At 71.1% G+C, this 13,274-nt stretch carries 10 protein-coding genes and 1 tRNA gene; 9 read left to right on the plus strand and 2 right to left on the minus strand.

What is annotated here, in order from left to right; translation table 11 throughout:
• Positions 1 to 90: 90 nt before the first annotated feature.
• Together ACIA8K_RS22490 and ACIA8K_RS22495 are read left to right on the plus strand one after the other, a co-directional pair.
• Positions 91 to 214, plus strand: a tRNA-OTHER gene (locus ACIA8K_RS22490).
• 33 nt (positions 215 to 247) lie between these two features.
• Positions 248 to 2,383, plus strand: coding sequence for a hypothetical protein (locus ACIA8K_RS22495; protein WP_396062248.1), 2,136 nt, complete (start codon positions 248 to 250; stop codon positions 2,381 to 2,383).
• Between the two features lie 249 nt (positions 2,384 to 2,632).
• On the opposite strand, the gene ACIA8K_RS22500 is transcribed toward ACIA8K_RS22495, so the two are convergent.
• Both ACIA8K_RS22500 and ACIA8K_RS22505 read right to left on the minus strand, forming a co-directional pair.
• Complete coding sequence (locus tag ACIA8K_RS22500; RefSeq protein ID WP_396062250.1) at positions 2,633 to 3,226, minus strand: TetR/AcrR family transcriptional regulator; 594 nt, start codon at positions 3,224 to 3,226, stop codon at positions 2,633 to 2,635.
• A 42-nt stretch (positions 3,227 to 3,268) separates the two neighbouring features.
• Entirely contained in the window at positions 3,269 to 3,961 is a 693-nt protein-coding gene (locus ACIA8K_RS22505; protein WP_396062252.1) for a type 1 glutamine amidotransferase domain-containing protein, read from the minus strand.
• A 192-nt stretch (positions 3,962 to 4,153) separates the two neighbouring features.
• Between ACIA8K_RS22505 and ACIA8K_RS22510 the strand changes: the two genes are divergently transcribed.
• From ACIA8K_RS22510 to ACIA8K_RS22540, 7 genes are all read left to right on the plus strand, one after another.
• Entirely contained in the window at positions 4,154 to 5,782 is a 1,629-nt protein-coding gene (locus ACIA8K_RS22510) for an acyltransferase (RefSeq protein ID WP_396062254.1), read from the plus strand.
• A 51-nt stretch (positions 5,783 to 5,833) separates the two neighbouring features.
• Positions 5,834 to 7,306 (plus strand): diguanylate cyclase domain-containing protein, encoded by a 1,473-nt coding sequence (locus ACIA8K_RS22515; RefSeq protein ID WP_396062256.1) that lies wholly within the window; start codon positions 5,834 to 5,836, stop codon positions 7,304 to 7,306.
• A gap of 31 nt (positions 7,307 to 7,337) precedes the next feature.
• Complete coding sequence (locus ACIA8K_RS22520) at positions 7,338 to 8,828, plus strand: glycoside hydrolase family 43 protein (RefSeq protein ID WP_396062258.1); 1,491 nt, start codon at positions 7,338 to 7,340, stop codon at positions 8,826 to 8,828.
• Positions 8,829 to 8,878: 50 nt separating this feature from the next.
• Positions 8,879 to 9,457: a TetR/AcrR family transcriptional regulator gene (locus ACIA8K_RS22525; RefSeq protein ID WP_396062260.1), complete on the plus strand. Its 579-nt coding sequence runs from the start codon at positions 8,879 to 8,881 to the stop codon at positions 9,455 to 9,457.
• Between the two features lie 40 nt (positions 9,458 to 9,497).
• Positions 9,498 to 10,655, plus strand: coding sequence for a hypothetical protein (locus tag ACIA8K_RS22530; RefSeq protein WP_396062262.1), 1,158 nt, complete (start codon positions 9,498 to 9,500; stop codon positions 10,653 to 10,655).
• Positions 10,656 to 10,930: 275 nt separating this feature from the next.
• Positions 10,931 to 12,640, plus strand: coding sequence for an aminotransferase class I/II-fold pyridoxal phosphate-dependent enzyme (locus ACIA8K_RS22535; RefSeq protein WP_396062264.1), 1,710 nt, complete (start codon positions 10,931 to 10,933; stop codon positions 12,638 to 12,640).
• Positions 12,637 to 13,266, plus strand: a complete 630-nt coding sequence (locus ACIA8K_RS22540; protein WP_396062266.1) for a CDP-alcohol phosphatidyltransferase family protein — start codon at positions 12,637 to 12,639, stop codon at positions 13,264 to 13,266. Before ACIA8K_RS22535 ends, ACIA8K_RS22540 begins: the two co-directional genes overlap by 4 nt.
• Positions 13,267 to 13,274 lie beyond the last annotated feature (8 nt).

Genomic DNA, 13,274 nt, shown 5'->3' on the forward strand with positions numbered 1-13,274 from the left:
CACGCTGACCCGGATCAAGCACCAAAGGCGCGGCGGCACGATTCACAACCGCCACCGTACCAACCGACTACCTATTTACGAGACAGAACACTAGCTCAACTGGTAGAGCATCCGAATGGTCAGCGCGTCCGCTCCCCGCCTCGTGCGGTCATGGTGGCGCTTCCTTCTCCTCTTGGTAACCGGAGGGTTCGGGGTTCGAGTCCCCGGCGGCCCACTCCGTTCGACGTTCCCGTGGGGAGGCACCCGCATGCTCGAGAAGCTGATCATCAAGAGGACGCTGCGCGTGCCGGCGAGCACCGGCGAGGCCGGCGACGGCGCCCCGGTGGCCCGGCAGCTTGACGCCGCGCTGCTCGACGCCGGTTTCTCCGCGTCGCGGGCGCTGCTTGAGCACGTCGGCACGCTGGCGCCCGGCCCCGCGATGGACCTCGCCGCCACCGCGGTGTCCGCGGTCCGCGAGCTTGTCGGCGACCACGTGCGGCACAACGCGTACTTCATCGGCTTCCCGGACGACGTGCCGGACACTGTGGAGTTCTGGCTGGAGCGGCTGCGCGCGGCAGTGCTCACCGGTGGCGGCGATCAGGTCCTCCCCGCCTCAGTCAACCTGCTCGACCTCCCCGGCTACGGCACCTACCAGCACACCTACGCGGAGCTGCTGTCCGCGCACAACGCCCTGATCGCCTCGGCCGGCGACCGGCTGACCGTGCTTCAGCTGGGCGACGCCGCCGAGGTGGAGGCGGAGCGGCTCTACCTGTCGCTGGCCGGCAGCGCCACGCCGCACGGCGAGGCGGACCTGGCGCTGCTGAGCGAGCTCGCGGTCGCCTGCGCTGACGGTGTCCAGCCGGCCGTGATCCCGGTGCGGGAGAACCGTGCCGTGCTCAACGGCGTCCGGCTGGTCCTCGGCCGGCCGCTGGTCGCCGTGGACACCACCACTGACGTACTTCGTCTCGCCTGCCAGGTCTCGCACGGCGATCCCTCGCTTGTCACGCCGACCCGGTTCCGCGCGTTCCCGCGCCGGGAGCGCCGGGTGCTGCTGTCCGCGCTGGATGCGGTCGTCGCCGCGAGCCCCGGCAAGCTCGGGGACGTCGCGTCCTACGCGGAGCGGTGGAAGCGGCTCGGCGAGCGGCTGCACCCGCACGAGTACCCGGCGTGGCCGCACGCGCGGCAGGTGTTCGAGGTCGCGCGCGGCGAGCGGCGGGTGCCGAGCCTGGCCGGCCGGGCCGAGGCCGCGATCCGGGACGGCGCGGTGGGCAGGGCCGCGACAGTGCTGTCCGCCGCGCCAGGCCTGCTGCTGCGCTCCGCGGACCGGCTGCTCCGGCAGGCGCCCGCGGCCGAGCGGTCCACAGTGGTCGAGGCGGTCACCGGAGCGCTCGGCACCGCGTCCGGCCGGGTACTGCTGTCGCTGCGCGAGCACGTGGACAACCGGCTGACGCCCGCGTCCGCCCGGATGTACGCGAGCCGTTCCCGGCGGGCGTGGATCGGCGCGGACACCCGCCCGCCGCTCCCGGCCGCGCTGGTGTCCGAGCTGTCCGCGCTTCTCGACGCGGAGATCGGCGGCCGGCTGCCCGTTCCGGAGCGGCCGCTGCTTGTGGACCCGGCCGTGCTTGACGTGGCGCTGCCGCTGTCCGGCACGGCGGCCGAGTCCGGTTTCGCGGTGCTGCCGCGGGGCTCACGCGCGTCCGTCGACGGCGACGTGCTGCGCTTCTTCACGTACTGGCGTCAGCGCGAGCGGCGTACCGACTTCGACCTGTCGGTGCTGCTGCTCGACGCGGATTTCCACACCACCGGGCAGGTGTCCTGGACCAACTACCGGCAGGGCGGCGCGGTCTACTCAGGCGACATCACCTCGGCCGCGGACGGCGCGACCGAGTTCATCGACGTGCCGCTTGCCGCGTCAAGTGACATCGTGGTGCCGCAGGTCTACATCTATGCGGGTGAGTCGTTCGACGAGGTCGCCGAGTCCATGTTCGGCTACCAGGTCCGGACCGGGGAGCAGCGCGGCGCACCGTTCGACGCCCGGACGGTCCGGGCCCGGTCGGAGATGCGCGGTGCGGGCCGGATAGCGCTGCCGATGGCGTTCGCGAAGGGTGCGGACGGCTGGCAGGCCGTCTGGCTGCACCTCTACCTGCGCGGCACGCCGTTGTTCAACCGGGTCGAGGGCAACGCGTTCACTGTCGCGGACCGGGTCCGTGCGGTCGTCGAGCGCCGCTACCTCACCGTCTCCTACCTCATCGACCTGTGGCGGCCGCACACCGAGATCCTGACCTGGGACGGCAGCCTGCCGGACGAGCCGGTCACGTTCATCGGCCTGCACGCGCCGGACGGTCTGCCGGCCGGATCGGAAACCTATACACTTGACCGGCTCAGCGAGCTGATCCCTGAGTAGACCGGCCACGGCCGAGGCCATGCGGGTGCTTCCTTCTGATCTCGTTCAATTCGAGGCCCCCCGCGAAAGCGGGGGATCTGGCGCACCTAGCACCCGCGCTCTCCTCGGCCAGGCCGGCACCACCCAAAAGATCCACAAGCTTTTCTTCCCACTCTGTGGGTGGCCGGGTGCCGCATGCTCCCGCGGGCACCGGTCGTCGCCAAGGCTCCTCCCTGCGCGATCCGCGGGTGGCGGGAAGACCGGAGCGGCTCAGGCGCCGAGCAGGTGCCGGGTCACCAGCAGCGCGCTGTCCATCGGGTCGAGGCTGCGGTGGACCTTGGCGAGCACGCTGGCGCCGAGCCACAGGTCGTAGAGCGACTGGGCCAGCACACGCGGCGGCACGCCCGGGGTCAGCGAGCCGTCCGCGACGCCTGCGGTGATCGCCCGCTCCAGGCGGTCGATCACCCCGCCGGTGCCGGTCTTGAGCGCCAGGCGCATCGGCTCGGACAGGTCCGCGACCTCGGCGCCGAGCTTGACGGCCAGGCAGCGGCCCTGGCAGTCGTCGAGGCCCTGGTTGGCGCGCCAGCCCTCCCAGTAGGCCATCAGGCGGCCGGGCCAGTCGCGGGAACCGTCCGCGAGCGTCTCGTCGAGGTCGCGCAGGTACGACTCGAAGTACCGCTGGATGACCGCCTCGCCGAACGCGTCCTTCGACGGGAAGTAGTGGTAGAAGGACCCCTTGGGCACGCCGACGCCGGACAGCACCTCGTTGATGCCGACGGCGGCGTACCCCTTGCCGGCGAAGGTCTTCTCGGCCGCGTCAAGCAGGCGGGCGCGGGTGTCCAGGTCGGCGCGCTTGGGTGACATGCGCTGAGCGTACCCGTGGATTAGACCGGTCGTCTCGGTCGTTTACGCGACGCCGCGCTCGGCCAGCAGGGCGAGCAGCGCGTCGGCGGCCGGGGCGGAGGAGGCCGGGTTCTGACCGGTGATCAGCAGGCCGTCGCGCACCACGTACGGCGCCCAGTCCTCGCCCTTGGAGTAGTTGCCGCCCTTGGCCTTCAGCTCGTCCTCGACCAGGAACGGCACGACCTTCTCCAGGCCGACGCCGACCTCCTCGCTGTTCGTGAAGCCGGTGACGTCCCGGCCGGCCACCAGCGGCGTGCCGTCCGGGCCGGCCACGTGCCGCAGCACACCAGGCGCGTGGCAGACGAGCGCGACCGGCCGGTCCGCACGAAGCGTGTCCTGGATCAGCGCGATCGAGTCGCGGTCCTCGGCCAGGTCCCACAGCGGGCCGTGGCCGCCCGGGTAGAACACCGCGTCGTAGTCGCCCACGGCCACGGTGCTCAGCACCTCGGTCTTCGCAAGCGCGGCCGTCGCCTCCGGGTCCGCCTCGAAGCGCCGGGTGTCGTCGGTCTGGGACGCGGGCTCGTTGCTCTTCGGGTCGAGCGGCGGCTGCCCACCCTTCGGCGAGGCGAGCGTGATCTGCGCGCCTGCCGCCTTCAGCCGGTAGTACGGCGCGGCCAGCTCCTCGAGCCAGAAGCCGGTCGGCCGGCCGGTGTCGCCGAGCTGGTCGTGCGAGGTCAGAACAACAAGAACCTTCATCTGGTACGCCCCACTGCGGTCACGGGCCGGCGGCTTCACCCCGGCCCTGTACCGATGACACTAGACGACCGGTCTACTAAGTTCCAACTGAGGGCCCCATCGAAGGTGCGATCGTGTTCGACTCTGCACGTGTGATTGCCGTAATCACCGTCCCGCGTATGTACTGCAGGCCGAGCCGAGAGGACGGACCCCGTGCCACCCGAAGACCCCTTCCAGCAGCACACGCTCGACTACTCGCCGTGGCACTTCTGGCGCGACGCCGGCCCCGGCGCCAAGGCCGCTCAGCTCACGCTGCAACGTGACCTCGCGGAGCTGCGCGACTTCACGTTCGGCGAACAGTGCTTCGTCTCCACGCTGGCGTCCGTCCAGAACGAGCACCTGCGCCTCGGCGACCGCAGTTACGTCGCGGCCGGCGCCTACCTGTCCGGATCGCTCGACACGGGCCGGGACTGCACGATCAACGCCTACGCGGTGGTCCGCGGCGAGATCCGGCTCGGCGACGGAGTCAGAATCGGCGCGCACACGTCGATCCTCGCGTTCAACCACACGTTCGCGGACCCGGACACCGAAGTCTTCCGGCAGCCGACCTTCTCGCTCGGCATCACTGTCGGCGACGACGTGTGGATCGGCTCGCACGTGGTGATCCTGGACGGCGTGACAGTCGGCAGCCGGGCGGTGCTCGCGGCCGGCGCTGTCGTCGGCGGCAACCCGGCCCGGGTGCTCAAGTGGCGCGTCCCGCAGCAGGTCACGGCCAGGGGTGACCTCACCACCGCGCTGACCACGTTCGCGGACCGGACCAGGGAACAGGCAGGCACGATCCTGGACAGGTCGTGGGACGCCGAAGCCGGGCTGTTCGCCGACCGGCCCGGCGTGGCGGCCACAGTGCGCGCCCAGTGCGACGCCGTCGAGGTCGCGGACCTCCTCCTCGGCCGGGCACCGGACCAACTCCCGGCCGAGGAGCAGATCCGGCGGCTGCGGGGATGGCAGGACCCGGCGACCGGGCTGGTCCCCGAGTGGGGCACGGGCGCGCCGGGCACGGACCTGCTCGGCGGCGCGGAGTCGTACCACGTGCTGTGTGTGGGTTATGCCCTTGATCTGCTGGGCAGTTCGTTTCCGGCGCCGATCGCGATACCACCCGCGACGGAACTCGTCGCCCGGATCCGAGCGCTGCCCTGGAACGGGCGCGCCTGGCATGGCGGGGCCGCGATCGACACGCTCGGCACCGCGCTGCTCTGGAACCTGCGCAACGGCCGCGCCCTGCGGGACGGCACGGTCGAGGCGCTCGTCGGCTGGCTGCACCTCAACGCGGACCCACGGACCGGCATGTGGGGCAACGGCGTGCCGGACACCGGCCAGATGGAGATCGTCAACGGCTTCTACCGGGCGTCGCGCGGCACGTTCGCACAGTTCGGCCTGCCGGTCCCGCACCCGGAGCGGGTCATCGACACAGTCCTCGCCCACGTACGCGACGCCCGCTTCTTCACCCCGGACCGGCAGAACGCCTGCAACGTCCTTGACGTCGCGCATCCGCTGTGGCTGACCCGCCACACCGGGCACCGCGCTGCGGAGGTGACAGAGGTCGCCGAACGCCTGCTCCGCGACGCGCTCCGCAACTGGGCGGACGGCGCGGGCTTCAGCTTCCAGGCCCGGCACGGCACTCCCGGGCTGCAGGGCACCGAGATGTGGCTGGCAATCGTCTGGCTGCTTGCCGATCTGGCCGGCGTCTCCCCCGCGCTCGGTTACCGGCCCCGCGGCGTGCACCGTCCGGAGCCCGCCGGCGACCTGACCGCCCTCGATCCGGCACCTGTCAGACGGCTCTGATGCGGCATCGAAACCGTGAGGATCATGGGGTCGGGAACCGATAAGAGGCTCATGAGACGTGTCCCGGCTCCCGCGGTGCCGATTTTTGCCGCGCTTGCGGGCTCGGTGTCCGTTTTCGCGCCGGGTACCACCGCGGCCCACAACGCCTACCTCGTCGGCTTCGCCGCGGTGGTCGTGAGCGCGTGGATCGGGCTGCGGAGGATCTCCGGCCCGAGCCGGGGCGCCTACCGGCTGATCGCGATCGCGCTGACGGTCTGGCTCACCGGCGACATCCTGTACGACGTGCTGACCCGCCTCCTCGGCCCGTTCGGCGACGTCTCACCGTCGGACGTGCTCTGGATCGCCGGCTATCCGCTGCTGATGACCGCGATGGTCAAGCTGGTCCGGCTGCGGGCGCCCGGCCGGCTGCGCGACGGCGTCCTCGACGCCGCCGCGATGACGACGGTGGTGGCCTGGCTGTTCTGGCAGTTCCTGATCCTGCCGGCGGCCGAGACCCAGGATCTGTCGCTTGCCATGTTCGTCGGCGCGACGTACCCGTTCGGCGACGTGATGTTCTTCGCCGGCGTCGCGATTCTCGTGTTCGCGCCCGGCACCACCCGCGGATCGGCCGGCTACCTGATCGCGGCGCTCACGCTGACGCTTGCCGGCGACATCAGCATCTCGCTGCTGCCGATCCTGTTCGAGGATCTGTCCCGTTCCGGCCAGGCCGACAGGTTCGACGGCCTGCTCCTGCTCGCGAACAGCATGCTCGCGGCCGCGGTCGTGCATCAGGACGCGGCGAAGGTCGCCCAGCCGGACAGCGCGCTCACCGCACAGCGGCTGCACCCGGCGCGCGTGGTGTTCCTCGGGATCGCGCTTGTCGTGCTGCCCACGGTGACCGGCCTGCACTCGTTCGGCACGATCGTCAGCCGGGTCTCGCTGCTCGTCTCGATCATGATGCTGACCACGTTCATCCTCGTGCGCTTCCTGTTCGTGGTCCGCGAGCAGGAACGCATCAAGGCCGCGCTCGCGCATCAGGCGGAGCACGACCAGCTGACCGGCCTGGCGAACCGCGCCGCGCTGCACGCGCAGCTGGAGCTGGAGCTGTTCCGGGTGTCCGATTACGGCCCGGTCGTCCTGTACATGGACCTGGACGGCTTCAAGCAGATCAACGACAGGTACGGGCACGCGGCCGGCGACCTCATCCTTGTCGAGTTCGCCCGGCGGCTGACCGCGACCATCCGCCCGGCCGACACCGCGGCCCGGCTCGGCGGCGACGAGTTCGTGGTGCTGGCCACCGGCGTCGAGGACGAGGACGACGCGCACCGGCTGGCCGGCCGGCTGCGCGCGCTCGCCGAGGAGCCGGTCGTCTGGAACGGCGAGGCGCTGTCCTTCGGCGTCAGCGTGGGCCTGTCCGCGTGGACGCCGCAGGACCGGCCGAGCGCGGACACGCTGTTCGCGAATGCCGACGCGGCCATGTACGCGGAGAAGGCCGCGCGCAAGAAGGCAGCGGTGCCGGAGGCGATCCACCTGTCCAGGGCTTGACGGCGGGGAACCCGACGGGAAATATCGTGGAATGTCGATACTTGGAGGAAAGGCAGTTGTCGTCGCCGGCGTGCTCGCCGCCACCGGGGTTTTCAATGCCACAGCACTGAGCGCATCGCCGCCCACCTACACCACCGCCGAGGCCGGAAATCCGTTCGTCAGCGGGTGGTACGCCGATCCGGACGTCGCGATCTACAACGACCGCTTCTACGTGTTCCCGACCGCCTCCCGGCCGTACGACCAGCAGACCTTCCTCGACGCCTTCTCCTCCACCGACCTGGTCAACTGGACCAAGCACCCGAACGTGCTTACCACCGCGAACGTCTCCTGGGCGCGCCGGGCCGTCTGGGCGCCCGCGCCGATCGCCCGCAACGGCCGCTACTACCTGTACTTCGCGGCCAACGACATCCAGAGCAACGCGGAGTCGGGCGGCATCGGCGTCGCCGTCGCGGACCGGCCGGAGGGGCCGTACCGGGACGCGATCGGCGCGCCGCTCATCCCCCGGTTCGTCAACGGCGCCCAGCCGATCGACCAGGACGTCTTCATCGACGACGACGGCCAGGCGTACATCTACTACGGCGGCTGGGGCCACGCCAACGTGGCGAAACTCAACGGCGACATGACCAGCCTGGGTACGTTCCCGGACGGCAGCACCTACAAGGAGATCACCCCCAGCGGGTACGTCGAGGGCCCGCAGATGTTCAAGCGCAACGGCCGCTACTACCTGATGTGGTCCGAGGGCGGCTGGACCGGCCCGAACTACTCGGTCTCCTACGCGATCGCGGACTCCCCCACAGGCCCGTTCCAGCGCCTCGACAGCGTGCTCACCCAGGATGCGGCCGTGGCCCGCGGCGCCGGACACAACTCGGTGCTCAACATCCCCGGCACCGAGACCTGGTACATCTTCTACCACCGCCGCCCGCTCAGCGAGACCGACGGCAACTCCCGCGAGCTGGCCTACGACCGGATGAACTTCAACGCCGACGGCACGATCCAGCGGGTCACAATGCTCGTCAAAGACAACTTCGCGGACGGGAACGCGTACGGCTGGAAGACGTACGGCGGCACCTGGACCGCGACCGGCGGGGCGTACCGGGCGGCACACTCCTACGGCGGCAAGGCGCTGCTTGACGACAACCACACCAACGCGGTCTACGACGTCGACGTGACTGTCGAGTCCGGCGCGGGCGACGCCGGGCTGGTGTTCCGGGCGAGCGCGCCGGCCGTGGGTGTGGACGCGTACCGCGGCTACTACGCGGGGATCACGCCGCAGGGCCGGGTGGTGCTCGGCAAGGCGGACAACAACTGGACGCCTCTGGGTACGGCCGGGCTGCAGGTCGCCGCCGGGCAGCGCTACCACCTCCGCGTCCAGACCAGCGGCTCCACAATCCAGGTCTTCGTCGACGACCTGACCACCCCGAAGATCACGGTCTCCGACTCGGCGTATGGCTCCGGCAAGTCCGGTGTACGCGTCTACAACGCCTCGGCAGCCTTCGACAACGTGGTGGTCACCAACAGGTAGACGCGACGGTGATTCTTGAACAGTCGATCCAGATAGCCTAGGCTGCTCCCATGGCGAGGGTCCGCGAGTTCGACACCGAGGCCGCCGTGGCGCAGGCGATGAACCTGTTCTGGACACGCGGCTTCGAGGCGACCTCCGTGCGCGACCTGACGGAGCACCTGGGCATCGGGCAGGGCTCGCTGTACGCGGCGTTCGGAAGCAAAGAGGGGCTCTACCGGGCCGCACTCGCGCACTACCGCGACACCCTCGCCACTGCCGCGCTCGCGGACCTGCGGGCGGGCGGTGACGTGCGGGCCGTGATCCGGACGATGCTCGTGGAGCGCATCCGGATCGCGGTCATGCACGGCGGGCGGGGCTGCCTGCTCGTCAACGCGGCCGCCGAGCGGCTCCCGCACGACGGCCCGACCCAGCGCGCGATCCGGGACGCCCTCGACATCAGTGCGGACGCTTTGGCCGAGGTGCTGCGGGCCGCGGCCGGCCGGGGCGAGATCGCCGACCGGCACGATCCGCGAACGCTCGCGGCGTTCCTCGTCACGTTCCTCAACGGACTTCTGGTGTCGGCGAAGGTCACACCTGACGTCACGACGCTGGCTCCCCTCGTGGAGGTCGCACTGGGCGCCCTCGACTGATTTTTTGCCGTCCCGAATCTGTAACGCACGATCAAGATAGGTGGAACACATGCTCGGCGCGGACCGCTGGAACCTGATCACCGACCCCACCACCCTCACCGCCCGCGAGTTCACAGACGTCACGGCGCCGCTGTTGCAGGGCACCATCGAGGCCCTCAGCGACGTCGACCGGGACGTGCTCGCCGACCAGGTGCGCACCACGCTCGCGGTGGGAACGCGGGAGAGCACGATGCCGTTGCGGGCCGCCGCGTCCCGGGCCAACGAGGAGCTGCTCACCCAGGCCGAGACCATCGGGCGGGAGATCGCGGACTGGGCGGTGCGCGCGCTCGACCGGCTGCTCGCCGGCCGGGACCGCTTCCCCGGCGGGGCGCTCGTGGTCCGCAGCCACTGCTACGGCGAACTGCTCACCCGACCGGCCGCCGACCTGCTGCTCGGGCGACGCGGCGGGCCGGTCGCCATCCAGAACTTCAACGAGTGGATCCACCAGACCGTGCTGCTGCGCGACGCCCTGTTGCCGTTCGCCAACTGGCAGGAGGTGCCGCTCCTCGTCACACCGGTCGGCCTGCGGCAGATCGAGCCGGCCCGGGAGCGGTTCTTCGCCGAGGCCATGTTCCGCAAGGTCCGGCACTCGGCCGTCGTCGGCTACGCCCGGCACGTCCTCACCGGCGTGGACGGTCCCGAGGGCTACGGCTTCACTCACGAGGGGGCGACGGTCCTGCCAGCGGTCACCTCCGGGCCGGTGCGCACCGCGCCGCGCTACCTGCTCACCTGGCGACCGGCGCCGGACGCCGTCGAGACCGCCACCTACGTCAGCGAGCTCGACGACTACTACGCGGCGCCGCGTACGGAACTGGCCGAGCTCACTCCCGCGTCGCCGTCGACCGGCCCGGCCCGCGTCCTGAGCGGCCCGGTCCGAGACGGCGTCAGGCCGGCCCGGATCGAGACGTCCGGGTGGTCTGTCGATCTCGGTCAGGCGCTGCGTGGCCACCGGTACGCCCGCACAAGCACGAGCGCCGCCGGCGAACCGCTTGTGGCAGCCGCGGCCGTGCTGGCCGGTTCGGGCCTGATCCGCGGACGTGGCTCGGTCGACACCGCACACCTCGACGACCTGTCGACGCTTGCGGTGCTCGGACGCGTCTATCCGGAGAACGTGACCATGCACCCGGACGCCGTCTCGATCGACAACGCGGGCCATTAGCGGAGGCACCACCGCCCGGCCCGGGTGGGTCTTCCGTGACCACTGCGGGACCGGCTCCGGAGCGACGTGCGGAGCGCCAGCGGAGCCCGGCGCGGAGGTTTGCCCGCGGGAGCAGACGGGCCGGACCACCGCGGGAGCGGGAAGATCGGGTGTGTGGTGGTGATTCACCGCGGCAGGGCACCCGCGGCGAACGCGGCCGAACGCACCGAGCCGGTCAATCACAGTGAGTATCGATACTCAGGTACGGACGGTCACCCGGCGGAAGGATCGTCCGCATGACCAGTCGGCGTGTGGAACTGCGTGAGGGCGAACCCGGTGATCGGGAATGGATCTACCGGCTGCGCCATCGCGTGTTCGGTGCGGAGCTGGGCCAGCACGAGACGAACGCGGCCGGCGAGCTGAGCGACGCGATGGACGAGCTGGGCGTGGTCTACCTGGTGGCGCTGCGGGGTGGCCGGCCGGCCGGGTTCGTGAGCGTGACGCCGCCGTGGCTGGGCCGCCTGTCGCTCGAGAAGTACGTGACCCGCGCGGAAGTACCTGCCCTGGACGCGCACGACACGTTCGAGGTACGGATCCTGACCGTCGCGCCGGAGGAGCGCGGCACCCCTGTCGCGGCGCTGCTGATCTACGCCGCGCTGCGCTGGGTAGAGTCGCGTGGCGCACGGCGGGTGGTGGGGATTGGTCGCGCGGGCCTGACCTCCATGTACCGGTCGATTGGCCTGCTTCCGACAGGCCGCACGGTGCGCTCCGGCCGGGTCGACTTCGAGGTGATGAGCGGCGACCACCGGACCATGCCCGCCCGGGTACGTGACCGTTTCCTCAGGCAGATCGGCGCGCTTGACCTCGACTGGCGGCTGGACCTGCCACTCGTCCGGGAGCAGGACGGCTGCGAGCACGGCGGTGCCTCGTTCACCGCGATCGGCACCGATCTGAGCGCGCTTGACCGGCGCGGCGCGGTGGTCGCCGCGGACGTGCTCGACGCCTGGTTCGACCCGGCGCCGGGCGTGCTTGACGCGCTGACGGCGGACGCGGCGTGGCTCGCCCGCACGTCACCGCCGGTGGCGTCGGACGGTGTGCGGCAGGCGATCGCGGCGGACCGCGGGGTGCGCGCCGAGACGGTAAGCCTGGGCGCCGGATCCTCCGACCTGATCTTCCGGGCGTTCCGGGAGTGGTTGCGGCCGGCGAGCCGGGTGCTGCTGATCGAGCCGAGCTACGGCGAGTACGAGCACGTCGCCGCGCAGGTGGCGGGCGCCCGGGTGGATCGCTTCGCGGTGCGCTACCAGGAACATTGGGAGATCGACGTGGACCGGCTGATCGCGCGGGCCGGCGACGCCTACGACCTGGTGGTGCTTGTGAATCCGAACAATCCGACCGGCCGCCACCTGCCCCTGGCCGATGTGCGGCGGATCGCGGCCGCGCTGCCGTCCCGCACCCGGCTGTGGATCGACGAGGCCTACATCGGATATGCCGGCCCGCACGAGTCCGCGGCGCCGTTGACGAGCGAGTTCCCGAACGTCGCGGTGTGCACGTCGATGTCGAAGATGTACGCGCTCTCCGGCGCCCGGGCCGCGTACCTGATCACCGACGTGGAGACCGCTGCCGCGCTGCGCCGGTGGACGCCGCCGTGGGTGCTCGGCATGCCCGCGCAGGCCGCCGCGATCCACGCGCTCGCCGACCCGGACTACTACGCGCGGCGCTGGCAGGAGACCCACCGGCTCCGGTCCGGGCTGGCGGCCGCGCTGCGCGAGCTGCCCGGCATCGGCGCGGTGGACGAGGCCGTGGCCAACTACCTGCTCGTCACGCTCCCGGCGGGCGGGCCGAGCGCGGCCCGGGTGGTGGCGCACTGCCGCCGCCACGACGTCTACCTGCGCGACCTGTCCCCGATGTCCGCGCTGTTCGAGGGCCGGACGGTCCGGATCGCGGTCAGGGGCGCTGACGAAAACGCGCGTATCGTCCTGGCGCTTGAGAAGGCCCTGACCCAATGATCACGCGGGTCAACGACAGTCTGCTCGCGGTCGCGGAGCGCCGGCTGCTTGACCGCCTCGCCGCGGTTGTCGCGCCGCGCGTCACCGCGGACGCCTGTTCGCTCGCCGGGCTGGCCGGCGCGATCCTGTGCTGTGCCGGGTACGCGCTGAGCACCCTGCACCGCGCGTTCATCCCTGTCGCGGTCGCCGGCGTGGCGCTGCACTGGTGCGGTGACGCGCTCGACGGCACTGTGGCCCGGCTGCGCGGCGAGGACCGCCCACGGTACGGCTTCTACGTCGACCACTTCCTGGACACCGTGTCGCAGATCCTGTTCTTCGTCGGGCTGGGCGTGTCCCCGCTGGCCTCGATGCCCGTCGCGCTGCTCACGCTTGTGGCGTTGCAGGCGCTCAACATCCTGGTGCTGCTGCGGACGGTCCTGATCGGCGAGTTCCGGCTGTCGTTCGGCCGGCTCGGCCCGACCGAGGCGCACGTCGCACTGATCCTGTTAGGACTGTCCGGCTTCGTCACCGGCCCGTTGCCGTACGTCTACGACACGCTGCTCGCGGCCGGCGCGGTGTTCCTCTGTGTACAGACGCTGACGGTCGGGTTTCGGGAGGCGCGAGGCTTCCGCGACGCCGGGGCATAGAGCAGCAT

It is taken from the genome of Catenuloplanes sp. NPDC051500, from assembly GCF_044454585.1.
Taxonomy (GTDB): domain Bacteria; phylum Actinomycetota; class Actinomycetes; order Mycobacteriales; family Micromonosporaceae; genus Catenuloplanes.

Coding starts and splice junctions, on each gene's coding strand:
- ACIA8K_RS22500 (WP_396062250.1), bottom strand. CDS start 3,226: ATGTCACCCAAGCGCGCCGACCTGGACACCCGCGCCCGCCTGCTTGAC.
- ACIA8K_RS22520 (WP_396062258.1), top strand. CDS start 7,338: ATGTCGATACTTGGAGGAAAGGCAGTTGTCGTCGCCGGCGTGCTCGCC.
- ACIA8K_RS22515 (WP_396062256.1), top strand. CDS start 5,834: ATGAGACGTGTCCCGGCTCCCGCGGTGCCGATTTTTGCCGCGCTTGCG.
- ACIA8K_RS22495 (WP_396062248.1), top strand. CDS start 248: ATGCTCGAGAAGCTGATCATCAAGAGGACGCTGCGCGTGCCGGCGAGC.
- ACIA8K_RS22525 (WP_396062260.1), top strand. CDS start 8,879: ATGGCGAGGGTCCGCGAGTTCGACACCGAGGCCGCCGTGGCGCAGGCG.
- ACIA8K_RS22540 (WP_396062266.1), top strand. CDS start 12,637: ATGATCACGCGGGTCAACGACAGTCTGCTCGCGGTCGCGGAGCGCCGG.
- ACIA8K_RS22535 (WP_396062264.1), top strand. CDS start 10,931: ATGACCAGTCGGCGTGTGGAACTGCGTGAGGGCGAACCCGGTGATCGG.
- ACIA8K_RS22505 (WP_396062252.1), bottom strand. CDS start 3,961: ATGAAGGTTCTTGTTGTTCTGACCTCGCACGACCAGCTCGGCGACACC.